This window comes from Pedobacter sp. Leaf216, assembly GCF_001421515.1.
Lineage (GTDB): Bacteria > Bacteroidota > Bacteroidia > Sphingobacteriales > Sphingobacteriaceae > Pedobacter.
The window spans coordinates 50,037-74,812 of record NZ_LMKM01000023.1; the positions used below are offsets into that span (position 1 = coordinate 50,037).

18 protein-coding genes are annotated in these 24,776 nt (G+C 39.3%); 12 read left to right on the forward strand and 6 right to left on the reverse strand.

Going from position 1 to position 24,776, the window contains the following annotated elements; all coding sequences use genetic code 11:
- Positions 1-12: 12 nt before the first annotated feature.
- The gene (locus ASE74_RS15685; RefSeq protein ID WP_082458801.1) at positions 13-3,243 is read right to left on the reverse strand and encodes a SusC/RagA family TonB-linked outer membrane protein; all 3,231 of its coding nucleotides are present in this window, start codon (positions 3,241-3,243) and stop codon (positions 13-15) included.
- A gap of 1 nt (position 3,244) precedes the next feature.
- On the reverse strand, positions 3,245-3,991 hold the full coding sequence (locus ASE74_RS15690) for a TlpA disulfide reductase family protein (RefSeq protein ID WP_055911035.1): 747 nt from the start codon (positions 3,989-3,991) through the stop codon (positions 3,245-3,247).
- A gap of 640 nt (positions 3,992-4,631) precedes the next feature.
- Between ASE74_RS15690 and ASE74_RS25490 the strand changes: the two genes are divergently transcribed.
- The 3 genes from ASE74_RS25490 to ASE74_RS15705 all read left to right on the forward strand — a co-directional run bounded on the left by ASE74_RS25490 (position 4,632) and on the right by ASE74_RS15705 (position 7,161).
- On the forward strand, positions 4,632-5,012 hold the full coding sequence (locus tag ASE74_RS25490) for a helix-turn-helix domain-containing protein (RefSeq protein WP_055911037.1): 381 nt from the start codon (positions 4,632-4,634) through the stop codon (positions 5,010-5,012).
- 57 nt (positions 5,013-5,069) lie between these two features.
- Entirely contained in the window at positions 5,070-5,807 is a 738-nt protein-coding gene (locus ASE74_RS15700; RefSeq protein WP_055911039.1) for a LytTR family DNA-binding domain-containing protein, read from the forward strand.
- 253 nt (positions 5,808-6,060) lie between these two features.
- Positions 6,061-7,161 (forward strand): sensor histidine kinase, encoded by a 1,101-nt coding sequence (locus ASE74_RS15705; RefSeq protein ID WP_055911041.1) that lies wholly within the window; start codon positions 6,061-6,063, stop codon positions 7,159-7,161.
- 419 nt (positions 7,162-7,580) lie between these two features.
- Here ASE74_RS15705 and ASE74_RS15710 read toward each other — a convergent pair whose 3' ends face one another.
- On the reverse strand, positions 7,581-7,961 hold the full coding sequence (locus tag ASE74_RS15710; RefSeq protein WP_055911043.1) for a hypothetical protein: 381 nt from the start codon (positions 7,959-7,961) through the stop codon (positions 7,581-7,583).
- Positions 7,962-8,256: 295 nt separating this feature from the next.
- Between ASE74_RS15710 and ASE74_RS15715 the strand changes: the two genes are divergently transcribed.
- The 5 genes from ASE74_RS15715 to ASE74_RS15735 all read left to right on the forward strand — a co-directional run bounded on the left by ASE74_RS15715 (position 8,257) and on the right by ASE74_RS15735 (position 15,866).
- A complete protein-coding gene (locus ASE74_RS15715) occupies positions 8,257-8,934 on the forward strand; it encodes a response regulator transcription factor (protein ID WP_055911045.1) in 678 nt (225 codons plus the stop codon).
- A complete protein-coding gene (locus ASE74_RS15720) occupies positions 8,934-10,283 on the forward strand; it encodes a HAMP domain-containing sensor histidine kinase (RefSeq protein WP_055911047.1) in 1,350 nt (449 codons plus the stop codon). The genes ASE74_RS15715 and ASE74_RS15720 overlap by 1 nt, the downstream gene beginning before the upstream one ends.
- A 56-nt stretch (positions 10,284-10,339) precedes the next feature.
- Positions 10,340-11,611 (forward strand): TolC family protein, encoded by a 1,272-nt coding sequence (locus ASE74_RS15725; RefSeq protein ID WP_055911049.1) that lies wholly within the window; start codon positions 10,340-10,342, stop codon positions 11,609-11,611.
- Positions 11,612-11,715: 104 nt separating this feature from the next.
- Positions 11,716-12,708 carry an efflux RND transporter periplasmic adaptor subunit gene (locus ASE74_RS15730; protein WP_235526116.1) on the forward strand — a complete coding sequence of 331 codons (993 nt, stop codon included), beginning with the start codon at positions 11,716-11,718 and terminating at the stop codon, positions 12,706-12,708.
- Between the two features lie 29 nt (positions 12,709-12,737).
- The gene (locus ASE74_RS15735) at positions 12,738-15,866 is read left to right on the forward strand and encodes an efflux RND transporter permease subunit (RefSeq protein WP_055911053.1); all 3,129 of its coding nucleotides are present in this window, start codon (positions 12,738-12,740) and stop codon (positions 15,864-15,866) included.
- Between the two features lie 630 nt (positions 15,867-16,496).
- Here the strand turns inward: ASE74_RS15735 and ASE74_RS15740 are convergent.
- The gene (locus tag ASE74_RS15740) at positions 16,497-17,243 is read right to left on the reverse strand and encodes an SDR family oxidoreductase (RefSeq protein WP_055911055.1); all 747 of its coding nucleotides are present in this window, start codon (positions 17,241-17,243) and stop codon (positions 16,497-16,499) included.
- Between the two features lie 105 nt (positions 17,244-17,348).
- Here ASE74_RS15740 and ASE74_RS15745 point away from each other — a divergent pair, with 105 nt between their 5' ends.
- The 3 genes from ASE74_RS15745 (at position 17,349) to uvrA (ending at position 20,977) form a co-directional block, all read left to right on the forward strand.
- Positions 17,349-17,708, forward strand: a complete 360-nt coding sequence (locus ASE74_RS15745; RefSeq protein ID WP_055911057.1) for a helix-turn-helix domain-containing protein — start codon at positions 17,349-17,351, stop codon at positions 17,706-17,708.
- 299 nt (positions 17,709-18,007) lie between these two features.
- Positions 18,008-18,301, forward strand: a complete 294-nt coding sequence (locus tag ASE74_RS15750; RefSeq protein ID WP_055911059.1) for a putative quinol monooxygenase — start codon at positions 18,008-18,010, stop codon at positions 18,299-18,301.
- A 132-nt stretch (positions 18,302-18,433) separates the two neighbouring features.
- Entirely contained in the window at positions 18,434-20,977 is a 2,544-nt protein-coding gene (gene uvrA, locus ASE74_RS15755; RefSeq protein ID WP_055911061.1) for an excinuclease ABC subunit UvrA, read from the forward strand.
- Between the two features lie 667 nt (positions 20,978-21,644).
- Here the strand turns inward: uvrA and ASE74_RS25495 are convergent.
- Positions 21,645-21,896 carry a sigma factor-like helix-turn-helix DNA-binding protein gene (locus ASE74_RS25495; RefSeq protein WP_082458802.1) on the reverse strand — a complete coding sequence of 84 codons (252 nt, stop codon included), beginning with the start codon at positions 21,894-21,896 and terminating at the stop codon, positions 21,645-21,647.
- Here ASE74_RS25495 and ASE74_RS25185 point away from each other — a divergent pair.
- The gene (locus ASE74_RS25185; RefSeq protein ID WP_055911063.1) at positions 21,781-22,227 is read left to right on the forward strand and encodes a PepSY-associated TM helix domain-containing protein; all 447 of its coding nucleotides are present in this window, start codon (positions 21,781-21,783) and stop codon (positions 22,225-22,227) included. The genes ASE74_RS25495 and ASE74_RS25185 overlap by 116 nt on opposite strands.
- Positions 22,228-22,343: 116 nt before the next feature.
- Here the strand turns inward: ASE74_RS25185 and ASE74_RS15765 are convergent, their stop codons facing one another.
- Positions 22,344-24,737, reverse strand: a complete 2,394-nt coding sequence (locus ASE74_RS15765; RefSeq protein WP_055911065.1) for a TonB-dependent receptor — start codon at positions 24,735-24,737, stop codon at positions 22,344-22,346.
- Between the last annotated feature and the right edge of the window lie 39 nt (positions 24,738-24,776).

Consider the following 24,776-nt stretch of genomic DNA (forward strand, 5'->3'; position numbering starts at 1 on the left):
TATATCATGGTTTTAGAATGCTCCCTTTATACCAAATGAGAGCTGGCGTGATGGTGGCAATACATTTAAATAATCTGGATCGTAGCCGAAACGATTTGCTCTCCAGAGTATTCCGACATTTTGTAAACCTGCGTATACTTCAAGATTCCGAAATGGAAATTTCCACTGAACAGTATTTAAAGTATAACCTAATCGAATATAATCAAGGCGAATGTGGTCTCCCGACATCACATTAATTTCAGATTTACTATAAAATGCATCCCGAACACTTGGCGCCGGATAGATGAACGAGGGAACATTGGTAAAATTCTCATCACCAGGCTTTTGCCATCTGGACTCATATTCATAGTTTCCCTGTCCGCTCTCTATTAGCATTGAGTAACCGAGTGCTGGTTTTCTCACCTTGTAGCCCAATTTGTAATTGATGTTCATCGATAAGCTAAAACCTTTAAGATAAAAGGTATTAATCAAAGAGCCAAAGTAAGTTGGACTGGCAGATCCCAGTAAGGTAACATTATTCCCAGTGTTAAAAGACTCATCTGCGATGGCCTCGTAGTCAGTACTGAGCTTGCCATTGAGAAAGCCCTGAGGGTTTCCTTTATTATCCAACCCTCCCCATTTGTATGCTGCAATGGCATAAAGCGGATAATCCTGGATAGGAGTGATTACATTTCCAGCAGTAAGCAAATTGTAAAATGCAGATGAATTGTTCCTGCTATTATATTTGGTTGTTTTACTTGTGTTATAACTAAAATATAGATCAGTTCCCCAACTGAAATTCTCGGTTTTTATATTTTTGCTATGAAGATCTACGTCAATACCCTGTCCCTTCATATTAGCAACATTTTTTGTGATCACATCGCGAGCACCCCATGCAGTATAATCATAGCCCGCTATACCGTATAAATCCGTTCCTTTTTTGACGTAATAAGAAAATGATCCGGTCAGAACTTGCTTTGGAAGTTCAAAATCCAATTTCACATCGACTTGGGAAAGCTGTTCCCATTTCAAATCTGGATTGTTTATCGCGTTTATTCTAGTGATTGGAAATCCAGTTAAAGCATTCGTGCCATAGGTGGCGATTGGGGACGCCGTTTTCGTCAGGTCTACATTGCCACTATAGCCAAATGTAGTAGTTAGCCGCAGAACGGGCAGCCATTTTAAATTATAGAAAGATTCATCTGAAATTTTCCATCCAAGGCCTGTCGACCATAGGGGCTTCCATTTATCATTTATATCAGCACCAAAAATATTTGAACCGTCACGCCTTATGCTTCCCGATAAAAGGTAACGTCCTTTAAACGAATAGGCGAAATTGGCATATGTACTTATAAAACGGTATGCGGTCTGAGTTAAAGTATTCACGCTACTAATCTGACTTGTGAACCCCGTAAGGTATTGTCGGTAAAGTCCCACCTCGTCGACGGGCGTAAAATATAGGGGGTCAGATTGATACCCTAATCTTCTACTTCCTTGGGAAGAAGTATTTGCACTTCTTGCCTCAGCACCCAAAATCGCAGTGATACTATGCAATCCAAAAACATTGTTATAGTTCAATTGCGCTCTTCCAGTTTGGGAATTTACTACTGAAGAAGAAGAATTCAGAATTCCGCCTCTTGGCACAGGATAAGTTATTACACCCGTTGATGCGTTTACCTGGCTAAAAGAGTTGATCAGATTTCTTGCTGCATAACTTTGTTCATCGGAAGTACGCTCAGTATCGGAACTCTGCCGTTGATATTGATAATTTACCTGGAAGTTTAACCCTTTTACAATTTGATACCTAAGTCCGACATTCGCATATAAGTCCTGAGAGCGGGAATCGGTATAGTCATGTTTATAATCTTCTGTGGGATAAAATTTCCAGTCTAAAAGTTTACCTTTCGCCAGTGTATCTGTATATGCTGAACGAAACTCCGTAGCAAGTCCTCCAGTTTGTGCAAAATTCAGATACGGCGGATACCTTCCCCCAGAGCTAAGATAACTATATGCCGGGCGGCCAGTCTTTCCAGTAAAATTTGTATAATAAACATTAGTGCTTAGATTTAATTTTTCCAGCACCTTAAAATCATTGGCAAAATGCAGGTTTAATTTCCCCGAGGTATTGTAGACTTCCCCCCTATTTTGATCGTAAGCTGCCGAAAGCAAATAGGTATTCCGGTCACTCCCGCCTTTAAGATTTAAACTATACTGTTGGAGAATCCCATGAGTGTAGAAATTGTCCAGGTAGGATTGTTGTGTATTATTTCCCGCTAATAAATTTATTCGATCATCAGCCGTTGACTGCGAGATCTGCCCGTTTCTTCTTGCTAGAAGAACTTCTACCACAGGGGTTAGTGCCAACCATGGTGTGGTTGATATCCGATCATTAAAGTAGCCCGATTCGAAAAGTTGTTTTTCAAAAGCGATATAATCGCTGCTATTCATTTGCCTAATCGAATTAAATCTTGGTAAATCCTGTACTAATACATTTGCGCTAAAGGCAATTTGCATAGGCTGGTTCTGCCTGCCTCTCTTGGTTGTAATCACGATTACACCATTACCAGCCCTTGCACCCCAAATTGATGCAGCTGCTGCATCTTTCAATACAGATACATTTTCTACATCATTGGGGTTAATATTAGAGATATCCCCCTCATATATATAACCATCCAATACGATGAGCGGATCTAGCGGACCATTGATTGTTCCAAGACCACGTACCGAAATATTGGTCTTATTTTGCGGATTGTTATTACTCTTTCCTGCCTGCAGCATTAATCCGCTACTTTGACCAATTAACCTTTCTAAAATATTCGACCCTGTACGTTCTCCCAGCGCTTTCTCACTAATCGAGGATATTGTTCCATTAACTTCATTGGGTTTCAATGTTTGGTAACCTGTCTGAACGGTGACCTCCTCTAACTGCTGGGATTCATCCGTCATTTTAACTGAAATGAATTTTTCATTTATTGAATAAATCCTGAAAATTGTTTTATATCCAGTTGCAGTAATACGAATTGTATCTCCAGGGTTTACTTTTCCTAAAGTAAAATTTCCAGCCTCATCAACTATTGTCATATTCTTTCTGGAACGAACGCTGGCCGGGATTACATTTCCATCAAAGTCAGTAACCTTCCCTTTTAACACATTTGCTTCCTGAGCAAAAGCTGTTATTGCAGAGAGGATAATGATTATCAGAGCCATACAAAACAGTAGAAAATTCCACTTCACTTTTCTAGTGTTGAACTGATTTGCCATCATATTAATCTTTTTTAGTTTTTAGGTTAGGATTCAAACCCGCAATAAGTCGCGAGACGTTTTCTTCTGTAAGTTGTTCCGCACGGGTAATCGCTTTAATACGTCCATCCGCACCAATCCAGATATAGTGGGGCATCGTATTGATTGGAAAAACGTTCTTTATTTCAGCGCTGTTGAGCACTATGGGTAAAGCGAAGTCTTTAATCTTTGCTCTTTGCACAGCTAAAAATTTTTCTAGAACTTCTACAGTATCACTTGCATAAGTATTCATTAGTAAAAACTGAATATTTTTACCATATTTTTTTTGCATAGCATCCATTTTCGGAAATTCAGCTATGCACGGCGAGCAGTATGTCGCCCAAAAATCAAGGACGAGTGCTTTATTTCTAAAGCTTGAAAATTCAGCGCTTTTTTGGTTAAAATTTAGGATTTGAGAAAGGGTAAGATTAGGTACTTTATCGTTGATTGCGAGTTGGTAGCTCGTTGCCTTCGCCTGTGCGAATAGAGTAGTTGAGAAGAAAAATAAAACCGTGGTTAACCGAATGATTTTCTTTCTAAGTAGTCTTTCTAGATTTATCTCTCTATTGGCCAATTTAGCAACATTCCTTGTTGTCTGACCATCCAATTGAAAACAGCTTACGCTTGAATTTCCGTAAAAAAAGGGATCATATATCTTGGGTTTCTTGATAAGGTCGATTCCAAAAAAAAGCCATGGCAGTGCCCTAGCGATAAAAAATATCGTTTTTTTCATTGTTTGTTGGTTAAAGTTAGTTGATCGGAAAATTAAATGAGGAATCTCAAATAGTGAAGAAAACTAAGGCAGGCGCATTATTAAAGAACCTATTTTCTATCATTAACTGTAGGGGGTAACCTGCCTTAGCCTGGCCTTCTATTCAGGAGAACAGATGACAAGGCTAATTAGAATTATTAACGCAAAACCATGATAAACAAATTTGTTCGTCTTGAAATTTAGAACATATTTCTCCAAACCTCTCCTATGGAAAAGTGTAGATAAATAAAAAAATTTCAGTTGATGTCTCACGTTTTTTGGTTTGTACCAAAAAACCTTTAGAAAATAAAAAGGGTCGCCCTTAGCTTTTCTGAGACGAAGGTGTAGGACCACCAACCGCTTCGCAGCGGCCGAACACAGAATAGCAGGCGACCCAAGTCCTTATGCTATGCAAAGATAGCACAGGATTTGAGTTTTCACCTACTGCTTGTGTTCAAACGTCCTACTTTTCGTCACAAGGTTTTTCGGTAATAAAAAATCAAATCTTGTGGTTAAATGTCTTTTAACCAACAATAAATTTTATTACGTAAATATAAATAAAAAAGTTTACTTCCACATGCACCTGTGATAAAAATTTCATTTTATTGTTCCTTGCATTATAATGCAGAGCCGAAATTCCGACCATGAAATTGTTACCATAGAAATTTCTCATTTGGATTATTTGATTATCGTTAATGTAAGAAACTTAAGGACAAAGTTTGGTTTATCTCAGGTTTCACTAACCCAAAAGATGGGTTTGTCGGAAGGTTTTGTAGGAAAAGTTGAACTTTATACTGAAAGAGCAAAATACAGTATCAGACATATTAACTTGTTAGCAAGCGCTCTCAATTGCACAATACAAGATATCCTCCCCTTAGAGCAACCAAAATATGACATGGTTATTTTAACTTTAAGGAGGACAAACAAAATTAACAAGGATGGTTCCCTATCCCAAAAGAAATCCACTGAGGTGATTAAAATCGAACCAAAAGAAAAAAGTTAATTTGGATATGCAAAGTAATTGAGGGATCATTTTTGAGATTACCCTAAACTTTGACATATGGAACAACTTCGTTGCGTCGTAATCGACGATGAAAAACATTCAATCTCGATTCTCTCAGATTACATTGAGACGAACCCCAACCTAAAATTAGTCAAGACTTTTCTTGATCCTCTTATTGCACTATCAGGAATCAGTATCAGAGACAAAATAGACTTTATTTTTTTGGATATAGACATGCCAGAAATTACCGGCATTGAGCTTGCAAAAAAATTAGTCAATCGGTCTCGATTTATCGTCTTCACTACAGCATTTACAAAATATGCAATAGAAGCATTTGAAGTAAATGCATCTCGGTATCTGGTTAAGCCAATCTCAAAACCGAAATTCATTAAAACCGTTTGGGACATTTTAGATGCGGAAAGAAAAAGAATTGAAGGGATACGGATTGCCCAAAAAAAATATTTCTATGTCAGCATCGGCGAAAGGGGACAGAAACTGAAGATAAAGAAATCTAAAATATTATTTTTCGAAAGCTTGAAAAACTATATGAAAATTGTCACTGAGGATGAAGATTACACCGTTTATTTGACAATGAAGGAAGTTGAAAAGGAGTTTTGGGGCACATTGTTCTACAGAGTTCACCGCAGTTATTTCGTAAATGAAGAAAGGGTTGAAAAAATAGCTGGGAACACATTAAAGCTTGGAGCACATATCATTCCGATGGGCAACAACTATAAGCAAGGTTTTATTGAATTTTCTGAAAATAAAACATTAAGATCCGGCCGGAAGTCTTAAGGATTCAAATCTGAAACCAACACTCAACGATGGCTAATCAACGTTTCATTGGAAATAATGATGATGCTGGAAGTAGTCGGATCAGTTTCGGACCTTCGAATTGTTTGCTGCGATCTAAAAACAAATACTGTTTTTTTGACCAGTTTTTTAGGGTTCTGTTTCATGTTTTTATTTTGAAACTAGAGCCATTATTTAGCGTAAAAAAAGTTATTACACCGCGATAAAATGAGGTTACACCAAGAGCAATTATAGCATGACTAAGAAAATTTTCGAATGGGGAAAAGTGCAGCGCTTGCACCTAATTGGATGGGCGATATTCATAACATTAGAGGTCGTACTGATCGGACTTTCAGTGGGCTTTTTTGGAAAAGCTTTGAATTATGCCCTCCATTATATTCTTAATATTATTCTATTTTATACGAATGCGCATTTTGTGCTTAAGAAGAGTTTTACGAAGCCAAAACCCTGGACAAGGGTAATCATCCTCATGATAATTCAAATCGGCTTATATATTTTTTTCAGGTCTTATCTTAATTACCTACTGGAAGGAACTCATAAAGGATTTAACATCCCAACAATTATCACTAACCATAAAAGTTTTTTTAAATCGCTCTGGAGAGGTTTATTTTTTATTGTTCTTTCCTGCTTTTACTTTTTATTCTTGCGTTTCAAAGAGGAACGTTTAAAAAGAGAACATTCAGAAAGAATGGAATATCTAAACGATTTGAAAAATAAAGAGATGCAAAATGAATTGCATGTTGCGAAGTATGATTATTTGCGAGCCCAAATCAATCCACATTTATTATTCAACACATTGAGCTTTTTATATGATAGCATTCGAAAATTTAATGAGGACGCCGGAGAAGCTGTTCTTAATTTGGCTGAATTGATGCGGTTTAGTCTTGAAACGAAGGAATCCCCTGAAGAATTTCCCAAGCTGGAGGAGGAACTCCGTCAAATTGATAACCTCATATCCCTTAATAAAATAAGGAAAGACAAGGAACAGTATATCAATCTTTGTTACCCAGAAGAAGTTAAGAATTTTCGCTTTATACCATTGGTCATAATTACATTGTTAGAAAACATGCTTAAGCATGGAAATTTACAAAAGCCAAACCAACCTGGATTTTTAGATATTAAATTGAGTAATAACGAATTGTCAATAAGTACTTCTAATTTAATCAACACCAGGATCCACCATTCAGGTTTTAATAAAGGAATGGAGAATATTGAAAAGCGATTAGGTTTGGCTTATGGTGATAAGTTTTCAATGACTTATGGTAAGAAAGATGAAAACTATTTTGATGTTAAAGTAATTTTGGAAGTTGCTAATACTAACCAAAATACAATTTGATGTTTTGATATACATAGATTAGATTTCAATCCAAACCGGGCAATGATCGCTGGCTCCTTTCCATCCTCTAGCATGCCTCAACGCCGCCATCAACCAAACTTCCTTTTAAATCTGTAGACAGTAAGAAATGGTCCAATCTCAAACCAGCATTTGTTCCAAATGCATTCCGGAGATAATCTTAAAGGGTATATATAATTTCATCGGGATACAGGGTTATTATTGCATCTGTCCATCCGAGAGATAATAGTTTCTGATATGCCTTCTTGGATTCCGGAAAGAAAAGGGCGTTGTCCCTGAACCTGTCTGGATTATAAAGGTTCCGGCCAGTCGGGAAAAGTTCAAGCTAGGAGCCCTGCATCAATCACCAAACAGTGCACAAAATTCAACCAGACGCTTATCCGGTAGTTTTTGCTGCATCCTTAGGACCGTTTGGTACCACGCTTTTTTCTAATATTAATCTTAAGTTCGCTTCCCGCAACCTCAATCATAGTCTCTAATCCAACATTTCTCAGCTGGGCATCAGCCAAAGCTTTTGTTAGCTCATCGATCTTTTTCTTAAGAAGTTTTGTCTCAATCATAGTCTCTAATCCAACATTTCTCAGCTGGGCATCAGCCAAAGCTTTTGTTAGCTCATCGATCTTTTTCTTAAGAAGTTTTGTCTCTTGGTTTTTGTCCATCGCTGAAAGTTCATAAGATGTTTTAGAATGGACTAAGATAGCCAAATTATGCTTCTCCATCCATTTGGCAATGGTACTTGAAGGTAAGCCATATTTGCGTCCAGCTACTCGCTGACTGAGCATACCGGATTTGATCTCGCAAATGATTTTCTCTTTCAGATCATCGCTTAACCGTCCCCTAGGTTTTCTAGTTGGGATTTTTGTTTTGTCTTTGCTTTTTGTTGCAATTTTTCAGTTTTTAATGACAAGCTATAGCAGGACGAGACAATCAATACTGACCGTCGGACATGCATTTGAAATATAGTGCTCAATTTTCTTCGAAAATAGTTAGCGAACAAATATGCTTACTTTTAATATAAGATTGTTAAGGGTGGGCTAATTTTAATCTCAATTTAAGATGAGATGCCTATTTTTGTAAATGCTTAAAATAGGAATTGCTGAAGACGATCAGAAAATTGCCGGTTTATTGAAATCTGCACTGGAAGAAAATGGCTATCAGGTTCAAAACGTTTCAAATGGAATCGATGCGCTTACTGTTTTTTCAGAAAACGCTTATAATCTCCTGATTATCGACATTATGATGCCTGGTTTAAGTGGTATTCAGATTTGCAAAAGGCTACGTGAAACTGATAATCAAACGCCCATTTTAATGCTAACAGCTATGGGTACTATTGATGACAAAGTAGCTGGTTTAGATGCAGGTGCTGATGATTACCTGGTTAAGCCATTTCACTTAAAAGAACTTCTAGCTCGAGTTTCAGCGCTTTTAAGGCGGCAAAACCCTGTTGTATTCACTAACAAACAAGAACTTATCTTTGAAGATTTAGTAATGAATATGAGTAGTAAAGAGGTTACAAGAGCAGGGCAAACCATTGAACTAAGCGCAAAAGAATTTGTTTTGCTTGAGCTGTTCTTAAAAAACCCCAATCGTTTATTGCCCCGGCAGTATATAGCAGAACAGGCCTGGGATATCAACTTCGAGACCGGAACCAATGTTATTGATGTTTACATTAATTTTCTTCGTAAAAAGATTGAAAAAGGATTTGAACGGAAGCTCATTCATACAAAAATTAATATGGGCTACATCCTTAAATAATGAAAATAAAAGACCGCATAGCGCTTTATTTTACGTTGATTAGTACATCTATGCTGCTTTTTGTCCTTTGCATGGTCTACTTAACCTTCATGGAATTTTTAAAAGCTGATTTTTTTGAGCGCTTAACGGATAGAAGTATGGTAACTGCTAAACTTTACCTAGAGGCTGACGAAATTAGCATAGAAGCTTTAACCGATGTTCGCCATGAGTATTTGCAAAAGCTTAGTGGAGAAGTAACCAGAATTTACGACTATAAAGACCAGGCGACTTTCATTGACGATTCTTCCCGATATTGGACTAGAATGACAATAGAACACGTTAGAAAACAAAAACACCTTCAATTTAGCGATGGCGAAAGGCAGGTTGTAGGCATTTATTATAAGGATAACCAAGGCGATTTTGTCATACTTGCATCCGCAATTGATCAGGGTTCGCAAAACAGGTTATCGAAATTATTGAAGATTATGATCTTCGTTTTCGTGGCAATTTCGTTCGCAGTATTACTATTAAGCAGGTGGATTGCAGCAGAGATGCTAAAGCCATTGAACAAATTTATGATAGGAGTGCAACAAATTGGGCATAAAAACATGGAATTCAGGGTGGAGGAAAGCAGTGCAAAAGATGAAATCAGTCTCATTGCAAAGAGTTTTAATCAGTTAATGAATGAATTAGAACAAGCTTTTGTTCTTCAAAAAACCTTCGTTGCCAATGCCTCACATGAGCTTAGAACGCCAGTTACCAGGATGATGATGGCATCAGAGCTGGCCTTATCAAAAGATCGTGATGTAAATACTTATAAAGAAGTAATTCATTCAGTTATCGAAGACGCAGAAAAGATGGATAGCATCATAACTGGACTGCTGGCGATGGCAAAAATGGATATGGAATTGATCAACTCCCAACTTTCCTCTATCAACTTGTATCAAATTTTGCGTAAAATCCAGGCAGACTGGAAACAACACAAAAATTTAGGTATTGAAATTTTGAATGATTTAGGGCAAAATGATCTGTTTGTTTTTGCCAACGAAACTTTGCTACAAATTGCACTAGATAATATTTTCTCCAATGCTTTTAAATTTTCAAATAATCAAATAGTAATCTGCAGATTAGCGAAATCAGACGAAAACTTTTTAATTAATATAACAGATCAAGGTCCTGGAATTCCATTGTCAGCGCATGATGAAGTCTTCAAACCTTTCTACAGCCGATCTGCCGAGGCTGGCCATTCTGGCGAAGGAATGGGGCTATATATGGCCCATAAAATAATCAGTTTATTTAATGGAAAAATAGAAATAGCGTCATCAATCGAAGCTCCAAACACATTTATCGTATCAATCCCCGAATTTTAATCTGCTTTTAATTCCGATTTAATTCGTGTTTAACCCGGCAGGAATAGTTTTGCCGTATGATAAGAATAAGTGCTTTTCTAATTATTGCATTAGCCACTACCACTAAATCAAGTTTTGCACAAAGCGATTCCTTGAGCCTTAATTTAAAACAAGCTGAAATTCTTTTTTTAAAAAATAATTTCGATCTATTGGCCAGCAATTACCAAATTAATCAGGCGAAAGCCCAGGTGATTACCGCTAAGCTTTTCGATAATCCAGAATTCGAATACGAAAATCTTTTCTACAACCACCAAACCAAAAAATTTCTTCAAACTTCTTATGCGTTTGGTCAGTATGCAGGTTCAATTTCACAACTTATTAAGCTCGCTGGCAAGCGTAATAAAAAAATCAAACTAGCACAAACAGGTATAAAACTGGCCGAACTGGAATACTTTGATTTGGTGCGAACCCTGAAATTCGAATTACGCAACACCTTCTATAAAACCTACTTCGCCGCTCAATCAGTTAAGGTTTACGAAGATCAGATTAAGTCAACCGAAGGTTTGCTAAGTGCTTATGAAATTCAATTGAAAGCCGGAAATATAGCCTTAAAAGATGTGACCAGGATTAAATCTTTATTGATCGGTTTAAAAGCTGAACAGGCAAATCTTTTAAATGAATTAGAAGATCAGTACCGTGATTTAAGATTATTATGTGGGCTGAATCCTAACTCAAATTTACTTCTAGCGATTCGGTTAAATGAAATGAAAAATATTTCGATAGATGAAATTCCCTATGCAAATCTACTTGATTCCGCAAGAACAAACCGGGCAGATTTGACACTGGCAAAAACTTATTTAGAGTACAACGAACTCAACTTAAAATTGCAAAAAGCAATGGCAATACCTGATGTCGAAATCTCCCTGGCGTACGATTTAAAAGGAAATTATCCTGAAAAATATACTGGTATCGGTTTAAAAATTCCCCTTCCGCTTTTTGACAGAAACCAGGGCGAAATTAAAAAGGCCAGAGTAGGAATCGATATCGCTGCTTCAAACCTTCAAAAGCAAGAACTAATCTTATCAAATGAGGTCTTTAATAGCTATCGAACAGCCATCAGAAATGAGAAACTCCTGGCAGAAATCGATTCCTCTTTTAGTAACGACTACAATAAAATTGCCAGCGGTTTAATTAAAAACTTAAGGGAGCGAAATATCAACCTGATCGAATTTATCGATCTATATGAATCTTATAAGGCTAACGTCCTTCAAATAAATCAACTCCAGTTCGAAAGAATGAGCTCAAGAGAGGAACTAAACTACGTTACCGGTACGAACATTTTTAATTAAGCATTATGCAAACCATCTATAAAAACATTATAAAAGGGTTAATTTTCACTTCGCTAGGTTTCGGCTGTGGCGATAACAAAACAGAAACTTCCCATAAAAAATTTGTGATTACTGATTCATTTTTAAGCAGGCTCCTCATCGATACCGTGATGCAGGCGAACGGGAAAGCCGACATTATTTTCTCTGCTAAGATAACTGCTAATGAAGATAGGAAATCCGAGCTTTTTCCGATGGTGAGCGGCTCTGTTAACCGCGTAAATGTGCGTTTAGGAGATCAGGTAAACGCTGGACAAACCTTAGCAACTGTAAATAGTGCTGAAATGGCTGGATTTGATAAAGAAGTGATTGCTGCAAATTCTGAACTTAAAACAGCTGATAGAGCTTTGAAACAAGCGGAGCAACTTTATGAAAGTGGTCTGTCATCGGCCAAAGAACTTGAAGAAGCTAAAAATGATTATCAAACGAAAAAAGCAGAATTCCGAAGAGCTAACTCCGTATTGAAAATAAACGGAGGCAGCAGCACTGGAATATATTCTATAAGGTCGCCTTTGAGGGGTTTAGTAATTGAGAAAAATGTAAACGAGAACATGCAACTGCGAAGTGATAATGATAAGAGCCTATTTACGGTTGCAGATCTTTCCAATGTTTGGGCGATGATCAGTATTTATGAGTCGGATATTTCCCGTGTCATGCCTGGCGCTGAAGTAAATTTGTCAACATTATCTTATCCTGAAAAAATTTTCAAAGGTAAAATAGATAAAATATATAATCTGATTGACAAAGACAGCAGGGTGATGAACGCTAGAGTTGTGATTAAAAATCCTAATTTTCTTTTAAAACCTGGTATGCTTGGAACGGTAAAAGTGTCTGCAAACTCAAAAATTAATTTGCCCGTGGTAAATGCTAGAGCCGTAATTTTTGATGAAAATAAAAACTACGTAATTGTATTGAAAAGCGATAATAAGGTTCGCATTCAAGAAATAGAAATAGGCCGTAAAACGGCCGATCGGATTTTTGTAAGCAAAGGTGTTCAGGCTGGCGATCGAGTGATTGCGTCTAAACAGGTTTTCTTATTTGAAAACTTAAAAACGCAGTAAAATTCCTTTCATCCATTAGATTTTAAATCATGAATAAATTTATCAAAAGCATTATCGGCTTTGCGCTAAAAAATAAATACTTCATCTTTTTCACCACTTTTATCCTCATTTTAACTGGTTATTTAAGTTTTAAAAATACAACCATTGATGCGTTTCCTGATGTGACCAATACCAATATTACTATCATTACGCAATGGCCGGGTAGAAGTGCCGAAGAGGTAGAAAAATTTGTCAGCCGTCCGCTGGAAATTGCCATGAACCCCACTGAAAAGCGAACTAGCATTCGTTCTTCTTCCCTATTCGGACTCTCGATTGTCAAAGTAAGTTTCGAGGATGACGTTGATTACGCGGAAGCTCGGGTCCAGATAAATAACCACCTTGAAGAAGCCGATTTACCCGAAGGCATTCAACCCGAAGTGCAGCCACCTTACGGACCAACGGGAGAAGTTTTTCGCTACACTTTAGTAAGTGATAACAAATCGGTTCGTGAGCTAAAAACATTGCAGGATTGGGTTATTCAAAGAGAATTACTTTCTGTTTCGGGCATTGCCGATGTAGTTAGTTTCGGTGGCGAAGTCAAAACTTATCAAATTACTGTCGATCCCCAGAAATCAATTCAATATGGAGTAACGGCAACAGAACTTTTCGAGGCCGTATCGAAAAGCAATATTAATGTGGGCGGCGATGTGATTGTTCAAAACGGTCAGGCATATGTGGTACGTGGGATTGGCGTTTTAAATAACATCGATGAAATTAGAAATGTCGTAGTCGATAATATAAATGGCACACCAATTTACGTCAAAACCATTGCTGAAGTTGCTGAATCGGCTCTACCAAGGTTGGGTCAGGTCGGCAGAGATCAGGATCCGGATGTAGTAGAAGGTATAGTAGTGATGAGGAAAGGTGGAAATCCTAGTGAGGTAATAGCCCGTTTAAAAGAAAAAATCGAAGTCATCAATAGCAGTATTTTGTCCGATGATGTAAAGATTAAGGCCTTTTACAATCGCGAAGATTTAGTGAATTATTCGGTTCATACGGTGATGGGAAATATGCTTGAAGGGATTTTATTTGTAACCCTGATTGTATTTCTTTTTATGGCGGATTGGCGTACCACATTAATTGTGTCGATCATTATTCCACTGGCACTTTTGTTTGCATTCATTTGTTTGAAATTAAAAGGAATGCCCGCAAATCTACTTTCCATGGGTGCGATAGATTTCGGAATTATCATTGATGGAGCGGTCGTGATGGTGGAAGGAATCTTTGTGACCCTGGATATGAAAGCCAGGAAATTGGGTATGGACCGTTTTAATAAGATGAATAAGCTGGGCTTCATAAAAAAGGCCTCCATGGAAAATGGTAAGGGCATTCTTTTTGCCAAACTAATTATCATCACAGGTTTGTTGCCCATTTTTACCTTCGAAAAGGTAGAAGGAAAAATGTTTTCGCCCCTCGCCTGGACATTAAGTTTTGCACTGTTAGGGGCATTAATATTAACTTTTACATTCGTACCCGCAATGGCGAGTGTTCTGTTAAAAAAGAATGTAAAAGAGAAACACAATGTCTTTTTAGAATGGATGACAAAAGTTACTTTGAAGTTCTACGACATCTGTTTCAGCAAAAAAAGGCTTGTTTTTTTTATATCGATTACCGTATTGGTCTTAGGCGCTTTCAGTTTTAAATTTTTAGGTACAGAATTTTTACCGAGTTTGGATGAAGGCTCCATTTATGTGAGGGCAACGGGTCCGCTCAGTATATCTTTAAATGAAACCAAAAGACTTTCGAGCGATATGCGCAAGATCTTTTTGAGTTTTGATGAAGTGAAACAAGTCATGTCGCAAACTGGCCGCCCAAATGATGGAACCGATGCAACTGGTTTTTATAATATGGAATTCCATGTGGATATTTACCCACGCAACGAATGGAAGTGTAAGCAAAGCAAAGAGCAATTAATTGAACGCATGCAGGAAAAGCTAAAAAGTTTTCCTGGAATTAGCCTCAATTTCTCTCAACCGATCTCCGATAATGTAGAAGAAGCCGTTTCTGGGGTCAAGGGATCTATCGTAGTTAAGATGTTTGGCGAAAACTTCGAAGTAATTGAACAAGAAGAAAAAAAAATTGAGAAGATTTTAAAAACTGTTGAGGGAATTGAAGATCTTGGAATTTTAAGGAATCTCGGTCAGCCGGAACTGCAAATTAACCTCGATCAGAAAAAAATGGCACTCTATGGTGTAAGCACAGCTGATGCTAATGCCGTAATTGAAATGGCCATTGGTGGAAAAGCCGCAACGCAAATTTATGAGGGCGAAAGAAAGTTTGATCTCATCATTCGTTATCCTGAGGATTTTAGAAATGATGAAAGTTCCATCAGCAAACTCCGCATACCCACTTTATCAGGGTCGAACGTACAGCTAGGCGAAATTTCAAGCATCAGAAAAATTACTGGTCCGAGTATGATATACCGAGACAAACATCAACGTTATGGTGCTATTAAATTCTCCATTCGGGGTAGAGATATGGGTAGCGTAATTGCAGAAGCCCAGAAAAAGGTAGATGCACAAATAAAACTTTCAAAAGAGTACAAATTAGAATGGGCGGGAGATTTCGAAAATCAACAACGAGCCATTTCCAGGTTATCACAAGCCGTTCCAGTGAGTTTGTTGTTAATCTTCTTCATCCTGTTTGTGCTTTTTGGAAATATCAGAGATGCTTTATTGGTATTAAACAATGTGCCATTTGCAATGATTGGTGGAATTTTAGCCTTGCTTGTTGCTGGTGTAAACTTTAACATCTCGGCGGGAATTGGCTTTATTGCACTGTTTGGAATCTGTGTTCAAAACGGTGTAATTCTGATTACCAAATTTAAAACAAACATTTCAGAATTAAAAAACCAAGAAACGTGGACATATACCGATGCCATTCGTGATGGAATTTCAAGCCGATTCAGACCCGTTTTAATGACCGCATTAATGGCCGCAATTGGTCTAATGCCAGCAGCATTATCAACCGGAATCGGTTCAGAAGCATCAAAACCTTTGGCGATAGTGGTTATTGGAGGCTTGATTACGAATACAATATTCAACCTTTTCGTTTATCCAATTGTATTTTATTGGTCGTACAAAAAAATGGTTCAAAAAATCAATCCAGTGCAAGCATAAAACAAAGCTTTTGAAAACCGGAACTTTCTTTTATTTGCTGGGATAGGAACGGATCGGTAGCTCTTCATAACTAAATTAATTCCCGGCCTTTTAATTCAGCTTAATGGAAGTGTTTCCCATGATCTTCAAATTTATGAGGTGCTAATCTGAAACGCCAGCTAACTTCGCTACCAAATAAAAATAATGTTTTATTAACTATCAAAATAGTAAGACATTTAGGATTACTGTAATAACCCACGCCAATCATAGCGGCATCTTTCAATGCTTTCTAGGGACAAACTGGAACAAAAACCCCGAGTCTGACAAGTTTTGTAGGCAGATCACTTCGAAAATATGATGTGGTTTGGAAAATTTCCACCGCTACAAATATCAAGAGATTGCGGTGGAACTCCGGATTCCAATTGGTACTACAAAGAGGCGTATCTCTATGGCTAGAGAACTGCTAAAACGGCTTGAGATTTATAAGTGGAGAACTGGTGTTTTCAGTATTGAAGTCACAGGCAAAAGCTACCCCTGGAGAATCTAATTATTATTAAAGTCGATGCGGCCGTTTTGCTCCGAAATAAGGCTGACCGTTCTAAGATTAACCCAGAGTAGCTTTTGTTGAATATATTTATTTAAAGATCGGTTTTATTTCAGTGCATATCCGATATACCCACCATCGGCCAATAGCTCAGCGCCTGTAATAAAACTTGCGTCCTGAGAAGCTAGAAATAAAACGGCTTTGGCAATTTCTGAAGGTTTACCCATTCTTTGCAGGGCTGTTGTTGAAGCAAACTGTTTTTTTACGGTCTCATCTGGCACAGCCTTGTCGAAACCTTCTGTCTGTGTGGGACCAGGACTGATCATGTTTACCCTGATGTTTCTTCCGGCAAGTTCATTTGCTGCAATTTGGGCAATCTTGTTGAGCGCTCCTTTGGTTGCGGAATAGACACTACCGTACATTTGGGCCGCGGTTGCCACCGTCGATGAATTGAAGACTACTGCACCACCGTCATTTATATATGGAAGCAGTTTCTGTAAGGTGAAATAAGGTCCTTTTACGTTTGTATTGAACTGTGCGTCGAAATCGGCTTCGGTAGCCTCGGCGATGGGTGCAAAAGTGGCTATTCCTGCATTTAAGAATATTACATCTAGTTTTTGACCGCTTTCTGCTATAGCTGTGGCCAAAGTTTCAATGCCAGCGAGGTTTGAGGTATCTGATTTAACGGTCTTAAGGTGATCGCTTTTGAGTAAAGCGGCGGCTTTGTCGAGGTTTTCGATGTTTCTTCCTGTAATCCATACATTTGCGCCCGCTTCAATGAAGGCAGTTGCGGTTGCAAATCCTATTCCTGTTGTCCCTCCGGTAATTACTATGTTTTTTCCTGTAAAATTCATTTTTAATAGATTTAATTTATGATGCAAATTTAGAATAGCTTTATATATTATTGTAACTTTGTAACTAAAAGTAACAGTAACTTTTGGGTAACTAGGTAAATAATTATGGAAAATATTTGTTGTCCGGCGGATAATGAGCACAATAAAAAACAGATCCTCGCTGTCCATGATGCTATGGATGTATTAAGTGGAAAATGGAAAATATCTATAATTTCCTCTGTCTGTTATTTCAACCAACGTAGATTTTCTGACATTTTAAATGACGTGAGTGGTATTTCAAACAAGATGCTAAGTAAGGAACTTAAGGATCTTGAAATAAATAAACTGATTAAAAGAACTGTTTTAAGTACCCAACCGGTAACCGTTTTGTATCAACTTACTGAATATGGACTTACTTTAAAAACTATCATAGATAATCTTGCAGATTGGGGCAGGCAGCACCGGAAGGAAATCACGGGCAAATAAAGTATGATCATGTTGCTTTTCTTTTAGCTGGTTGTAGGCTTTCAGAAAAGGATGTCCGGTTTGGAGGGTACCAAGGGGCCGCTTTTGGGATCATCCCACCCGAACTAGGGCGCCCGGTATGAAATTAAATGTTTCTTTTCTTTAAAGGTTTAACCCTTTCAGCTTTTTTAGGGCACTTTATTATTTTAATCTTAAAAATCTGATTATTTGATAGTTAATATTATAACATGGCACTATTCGTGTGGCTTTCTTGGCGGTGGAATTTTTGCCGCCGATAATCCTACTTAATTATAAACGAAATGGAAAAATTAGCATTACTGGCCCGCCTCGAGGCCAAAGCTGGTAAAGAGCAACAAGTTGCAGATTTTATCAAAAGTGCCCTGCCTTTGGCCGAAGCTGAAACCGGAACTATCCGTTGGTATGCGCTACAGATCTCGCCGTCTACTTTCGGTATATTCGATACCTTTGCGGATGAAGCTGGGCGGGATGCACATCTGGGTGGAGAAATTGCCAAGGCTTTGATGGCCCATGCGGATGAACTGCTGGCTACGCCGCCGGTAATCGAAAAGGTTGCCTTGCTGGCAGTTAAATAAGTGAAAAATAAAAAGGCTAGATCCCCTATGGATAACATCAGGGGATCTTCTTTCAGTTAAATTTATGTTTACATTTCTGCCATAGATGAAATCAAAGAAAACTAGCATCCCCTTTGCTTTGTTTGACAAGATATGCCTTCACAAAAAAAATTGCCCAGCATCGTTATCAGGGGTGCCAGGGAACATAACCTAAAGAATATCGATTTGGAAATACCAAGGGACCAGTTGGTAGTATTCACCGGGGTCTCTGGATCTGGAAAATCTTCGCTAGCCTTTGGTACCCTTTACGCAGAGGCACAGCGCAGGTATCTGGAATCCGTATCTCCTTATGCGAGGCGGCTTTTTAATCAGATGTCGATCCCTGAGGTAGACAGCATCACCGGACTTCCTCCGGCGGTTGCGCTGCAGCAGCAGCGCGGAGCAGCCTCGACGCGCTCTACAGTGGGGAGCGTGACGACCCTTTCCAACTTGCTGCGAATGCTCTATTCCAGGGCCGGGGATTATCCGGGCGGACAGGGTATCATCTATGCAGAAGGCTTTTCGCCCAATACACCGGAAGGTGCTTGTGGGCACTGCCATGGACTGGGTAAAGTATATGAGGTGAGCGAAAGGAGCATGGTTCCCGACGAAACAAAAACTATCCGCGAGCGCGCGGTTGCCAGTTGGCCCACTGCGTGGCAGGGCCAGAACCTGCGGGATATCTTAACCTCTATGGGTATTGATGTTGACATTCCCTGGAAACAGCTTTCTAAAAAGGACCGTGACTTTATCTTATATAGTGAAGAATCGCCTTCGGTTCCAGTCTACCCAGGGTATACCCTGCAAGAAGTGCAAAGGGCAATCAGGTCAAAAAAACAGTTCGATTATATGGGTACCTTTATTGGCGCACGGCGGTATGTACTGCAGACTTTTGCGACCAGTCAGAGTCAGTTGATGAAAAAACGCGCGCTTTCGTTTATGACCGGAAAGGAATGCCCGGTCTGCGGGGGAAAGAGGTTGAAAAAACAGGCGCTGTCGGTAAAATTTGAGGGATTGGATATTGCCCAGATGAGCCGACAACCGCTCCAGGTGCTGCAAGATCTTTTCGGTCCTTATGCACGGCAATCGACTAAGGGGGATAATTCAAATAGGCATCATCTGGAAAAAAAACTGGTTACCCAGCGGATCGCAGCTGACCTGTATTCACGCATAGCGGTGATGCTGGATCTAGGGCTGGGTTATCTCAGTCTGGAACGGAGTACGCCGACGCTGTCTCCGGGAGAGCTGCAGCGGCTTAGGCTTGCTACTCAGGTACACTCTAATCTTTTCGGGGTTGTTTACGTATTGGACGAACCATCGGCAGGACTGCATCCTGCGGATACCCGGGCGCTTCTCAATATCCTTGACCGGTTAAAACAGGATGGCAACTCAATCTTTGTTGTCGAGCACGAGATTGAGGTCATCCGCCATGCCGACTGGATCGTAGACATTGGTCCCGGTGCGGGCGAAAACGGTGGCAGGGTGATCTATAACGGCCCTGCGGCAAAGATCAAGGACTGCAAAGCGTCCATCACGGCGGGTTATCTCTATCCTAAAACACCATCTGCTAAAGCCAATGCACAGGCAGAAAGGAAACCGGAACAGTGGCTGGAACTAGAAGGGGTACACAAGAATAACCTAAAGGATTTAGATGTTGCCATCCCGATTGGGATAATGACCAGCGTAACGGGCATTTCGGGATCGGGTAAGAGTAGTTTGATCTCCCAGGTTTTGGTTGAACTGGTGGGGGCTGCGCTTGGGCAAAAGCCAGAAGCTGCTGAAGCGGAAAGCGGAACGGACCTTTTGGAGCAGCAGCCTGAGGACATGGTAAAGGGCGCGATTGCCGGAGGGCTCAAGGGGATCCGCCGTCTGGTCGTGGTAGACCAGAAACCCATCGGCCGAACGCCGAGGAGCAATTTGGCCACTTATACAGGTCTTTTCGATCCGGTGAGGAAGCTGTTCGCCAGCACGCCTGGGGCCAGGAAAAAGCGCTATGATGCAGGGCGGTTCTCTTTTAACGTGGCCAAGGGCAGGTGCGCCAACTGCCAAGGCGAAGGACAGGTAATGGTAGAGCTCCTGTTCCTTCCCAGCGTGTACACCCCCTGCCCTGTCTGCATGGGAACACGCTACAACGCGGATACGCTGAAGATCGTCTATAAGGATAAAAATATTGCCGATGTGCTGCAGCTCACCGTGGATGAGGCCGCCGATTTCTTTGATGAAGAACCTGGCATTTCAAGGGCGCTTGAAACGGTAAGGGAGGTTGGCCTTGGCTACCTTAGGCTTGGACAATCTGCCACAGAACTCTCCGGGGGCGAGGCGCAGCGGATTAAACTGGCCACTGAACTCCAGCGCGCGCAGAACGGAAGCACGCTTTATATCCTCGATGAGCCAACGACGGGCCTTCACCCGAGCGATGTTTCGCGGCTGATGGCCCAACTTAATCGCCTGGTTGATGCCGGCAATACGGTTGTGCTGGTGGAGCACGATATGCACGTGGTGGCAGGAAGCGATCATATCATCGATATCGGCCCGGGCGCGGGATCCCAGGGAGGAAAGATTGTAGCCACCGGGAGCCCTGCCGAGGTAAGCAGAAATGCTACAAGCCGAACCGCCCCCTATCTGAGAGCCTATCTTTCGGGGAAAATTAGCGGATAGCAACCTGGGCATGCAGTTTGATTACGTTTTTTGATTTGGGGCCTAGCTGGGATTTCGCTAAAAGTGACTCTTCTTCACTTTTGGTGAAACGAAAAAAGTTAATTATGATTCGAAGGAGATTAAACTCTTAAAGGTGGTTTGATTCTGCTATTGGATCATACTTAAAAAACTGAGCCCACAAATTTTCACCAAAAGTGACGAAGAATCATTATGGGTCGGAATATCCAGTCGGAAATCTGTTTAATTAAACTAATAATATCAAAGGATTTGGAGATAAATCGTTGTGTCTTACGTGAAAGTTGTACCTTTCTCCTGTTCGAGTGCGCACTCATCATGATAACAAGAATCTTGTTTGTTGTATTATTTTTTCTTCAGCATTCACAAACGCCTATTCTATTCCCATTTGGTAATCTAATATCTAGCAGGAAACAATCTGCTTGATCATGTTTATCTTTTATTATAAAGTCGTTGATACTGGAAAATTTTAAAACTTCATGTTTTTCAATTTGCAGTATAATTCCCTAATGTCTTGATCATCTTCGAGCACATAAATGTTTTTTGACATCTATACCTAACTTTATAAAAAACAATATAACATCTAAAATCTTTTTACATTTTTCAAGGTTTCACAAATGGGAATACTGAGTAAGGATATGTAAAAAAGTTACTATCTGTACATCTTTAGATAGTTTTTAAGCTCTAAGCGCGCCTGATGTATGTATGTTTTGACAGTGCCTAATGGAACATTGAGATCTTTGGCTATCTTATCATATTTATAACCTTCAAAATATCTTTGAAATCTGATGTTAACAGCGGTTGATGGGAAAGTAGCTAAGCCAGAAGTAGTGAAACAAAGCGTAGAAAAAACTAAGAAAATTAAGGGTTTGTATGCCGGCATTGTAGCAAAAACGGATAGCATTTATCCTTATCAAGGAAATTTAACCATCAACTTTCCTGATAAAAAAGATAAGCCCGTATTGGTTTCTAAAGAAAATGAATCTAAATTAATTAACACGGTTAGCCAAGTATATTTCGACAGTAGAAATGGAAAGCTTATTGTTGAACGCCCATTTTCTGGGCTCAGCACTGGTAATCAAATAAGGAAGTTAAATAAGGCGATTCATACCGGAAGTATTTTGGGTTGGCCTACAAAATTAATCATGTTTATTGTCGCTTTGCTTACCGCATCGCTTCCAATAACAGGTTTACTGATCTATCTCGGAAAAGGTAAAAAGGCCAAAAAAGCTTAATGAGCAACATTTTCTTTTTAAATGCACTATTTATTTAAGCCGTTTATCATGCTGCGCTTATCGAAAGACTCGTTCAAGAAGAATAAGGCGTTTCGACAAGCTCAACGTGACAAATTTTAGAATTTAAGAATAAAGTTCCCAGTAAATCTAGCTGGTGCTTGTGGCGTTAGTCGTACCGACCATGCTTTTTCACTCGTTAAATTGTCCACTTTAAAACCGATTCTAAACTTCGAGTGATCATAAAAAATACTGGCATCGAAGATTTGATATTCAGGAATAATGAATTTAGAATTATAAGTGTTTGTGTAATAAGATTTATCACCTGTGTTTCCACCAAAACCGGCACCCAAACCTCTCAATTTACCTTCAGGGAAACGGTAGCTTACCCAGAAGTTAATCGTATTTGGAGGGCCTGATTGCCCTGGACGAAGTCCATTGTTTCTGATATCACTTGCATCAATTACCTTACTATCGTTATACGCATAACCGGCAACAATGTTTAAGCCAGCTATCGGGTTAGCAGTTAACTCCACCTCTAAACCTCGGCTTAATTGCGAACCATCCTGAACACTGTAATTGGCATCTATTGGATCAGGACGTAATATATTTTGCACTTTGATATCGTAATAACTAATTGTACCTACTAGTTTGTGGTCGAATAAATCTGCTTTTACACCGAATTCTAACTGATCTGCGTATTCTGCTTTAAAGCCGCTTCCATCTCTTGCAATACCACTCTTATTAAAAAAGCCATTCATGTAGTTACCAAAAAGTGAAACACGATCTTTTAATACTTCGTATACCAATCCAAATTTTGGAGAAAGGCTGGTTTGATTGTATGGCCCTGCCTGAACACCACCAACACCTAAACCACCTGAGGTTAATCCGGTAGAAATATTATAAACCCCTTTGTACTGATAACGATTTACCCTTAAACTTACCATCGCATTTAACTTATCTGTAATGCTAAATACGTTTGAAGCATATGCCGCATAAGTATTATCCCGATTAGTTTCCTTACGCAAAGTACCTCTAGAAGTTAGTGAATCGACCTTGAACTGACTAACGCGGTAAGTTGCAGGTGTATTAATAAAATCAACATCCGGCAGGTTTACCGTTACACGGTCAAAATCATTATAGTTATTGTAATAATCAACCCCAACAACTATCCTGTTGCGGTGTCCAGCTATTTTAAAATCACCAATAAAATTTTGTTGAAAGTCTGTTGCTATAAATTGGGTGTAACCAACAATTACGTTAGGGCGGATGGTTGTTTCAGTTCTTCCGTTTAATGCCGTAATATCTCCACTGATAGATGAACGTGCTCTCGAAAGAATGGTTTGAGAAGTCCATTCATCTGAAATCTTGTAATTGATTTGTCCGAAAATGTTCATCATTTGCGTTTTATACGTCAAATCATTACTTAAAAAAGTTTTATTGTAAGGGAATCCAATATCTGCAATTGAACGTTCTACGCTAGTTTGACCAGCTGGTACTGCAACATATGGGTTTAACCTCACTACTGAAGTTCCTTTGGCCTGGCCAAATTCTACATCCAATAATAATGATAAACGATCTGTAATTTGATAGGAGAAACTCGGTGCTGCACTTACACTATTCGTATAACCTAAATCCTGGAAACTATGTTCCCAAGTTGTGGCACCATTTAAGCGGAAAAGTGCTGTTCTATCTTCATTAATCGGCGTATTTACATCAACAGTTAACCTGTTAAAGTTCCAGCTACCCGTAGTGTAACCCACTTCGCCACCAAAGTCATTATATGGTTTTTTGGTAACACGATTATATAAACCACCATAACTACTGGCAATGCTGTTACCGAACAGCGTTGCAGATGGGCCCTTAATCGCTTCGATACGCTCCAGGTTTGCCGGATCGATAAAAGAAAATGCAGCACCTGCTACACCATTTCTTGCGTTCGGCTCGGTATCAAAACCTCGTGAACGAAACGTAACCCTGCCTTGGTTCGCAATCATAGGAATACCAGCACCAGGTACATTCTTGGCAATACTCCCAAGATCTACAGCCATTTGTTCTTGAAACAAAGCTTTTGGTACCGAATTATAAACCTGAGGATTTTCGAGGTTTTTTAACGGCAAACGGGCAATGTAAACGCTTTCTTTCTGCGTGAACTTGTTGGTAGCGCCCGCTACAGTAATCTCTTGAAGTGCCTGAACGTTTTCTTTTTCAAGCTTATAATCCAGTTTTGCGGTCTCCCCTTGTAATACAGTAATCTGTAAATCCTTTTGTGGATTACCAAGCAACTGAAAGCGAACTGTATATTTACCTGGGGCAACGTTATTGAAAGTATAATTCCCATCCTCATCAGTTAGCGTCGATTTTCCAGTTTCTAATAAAGAAACAGAAGCCGATGCATATGGTTGGCCATCTACCAAAGTAACCTTTCCAGCTATTTTACCTGGACCTTGGGCAAAAGTCGATATCCATATTAGCAATAAACAGGTGGTGAACAATAAATGTAAAGATTTCATCAAATGATATTTTTAAGATTTGTGCAATAAAGTCGCAAA

What these genes read in the sequence shown, in the direction of transcription:
- ASE74_RS25185 (WP_055911063.1), top strand. Translation starts at nt 21,781, where the DNA reads ATGTTAACAGCGGTTGATGGGAAAGTAGCTAAGCCAGAAGTAGTGAAA.
- ASE74_RS15750 (WP_055911059.1), top strand. Translation starts at nt 18,008, where the DNA reads ATGGAAAAATTAGCATTACTGGCCCGCCTCGAGGCCAAAGCTGGTAAA.
- ASE74_RS15740 (WP_055911055.1), bottom strand. Translation starts at nt 17,243, where the DNA reads ATGAATTTTACAGGAAAAAACATAGTAATTACCGGAGGGACAACAGGA.
- ASE74_RS15720 (WP_055911047.1), top strand. Translation starts at nt 8,934, where the DNA reads ATGAAAATAAAAGACCGCATAGCGCTTTATTTTACGTTGATTAGTACA.
- ASE74_RS15690 (WP_055911035.1), bottom strand. Translation starts at nt 3,991, where the DNA reads ATGAAAAAAACGATATTTTTTATCGCTAGGGCACTGCCATGGCTTTTT.
- ASE74_RS15715 (WP_055911045.1), top strand. Translation starts at nt 8,257, where the DNA reads ATGCTTAAAATAGGAATTGCTGAAGACGATCAGAAAATTGCCGGTTTA.
- uvrA (WP_055911061.1), top strand. Translation starts at nt 18,434, where the DNA reads ATGCCTTCACAAAAAAAATTGCCCAGCATCGTTATCAGGGGTGCCAGG.
- ASE74_RS15745 (WP_055911057.1), top strand. Translation starts at nt 17,349, where the DNA reads ATGGAAAATATTTGTTGTCCGGCGGATAATGAGCACAATAAAAAACAG.
- ASE74_RS15705 (WP_055911041.1), top strand. Translation starts at nt 6,061, where the DNA reads ATGACTAAGAAAATTTTCGAATGGGGAAAAGTGCAGCGCTTGCACCTA.
- ASE74_RS15700 (WP_055911039.1), top strand. Translation starts at nt 5,070, where the DNA reads ATGGAACAACTTCGTTGCGTCGTAATCGACGATGAAAAACATTCAATC.
- ASE74_RS25495 (WP_082458802.1), bottom strand. Translation starts at nt 21,896, where the DNA reads ATGCTATCCGTTTTTGCTACAATGCCGGCATACAAACCCTTAATTTTC.
- ASE74_RS15735 (WP_055911053.1), top strand. Translation starts at nt 12,738, where the DNA reads ATGAATAAATTTATCAAAAGCATTATCGGCTTTGCGCTAAAAAATAAA.
- ASE74_RS15765 (WP_055911065.1), bottom strand. Translation starts at nt 24,737, where the DNA reads ATGAAATCTTTACATTTATTGTTCACCACCTGTTTATTGCTAATATGG.
- ASE74_RS15685 (WP_082458801.1), bottom strand. Translation starts at nt 3,243, where the DNA reads ATGATGGCAAATCAGTTCAACACTAGAAAAGTGAAGTGGAATTTTCTA.
- ASE74_RS15710 (WP_055911043.1), bottom strand. Translation starts at nt 7,961, where the DNA reads ATGCTCAGTCAGCGAGTAGCTGGACGCAAATATGGCTTACCTTCAAGT.
- ASE74_RS25490 (WP_055911037.1), top strand. Translation starts at nt 4,632, where the DNA reads ATGCAGAGCCGAAATTCCGACCATGAAATTGTTACCATAGAAATTTCT.
- ASE74_RS15725 (WP_055911049.1), top strand. Translation starts at nt 10,340, where the DNA reads ATGATAAGAATAAGTGCTTTTCTAATTATTGCATTAGCCACTACCACT.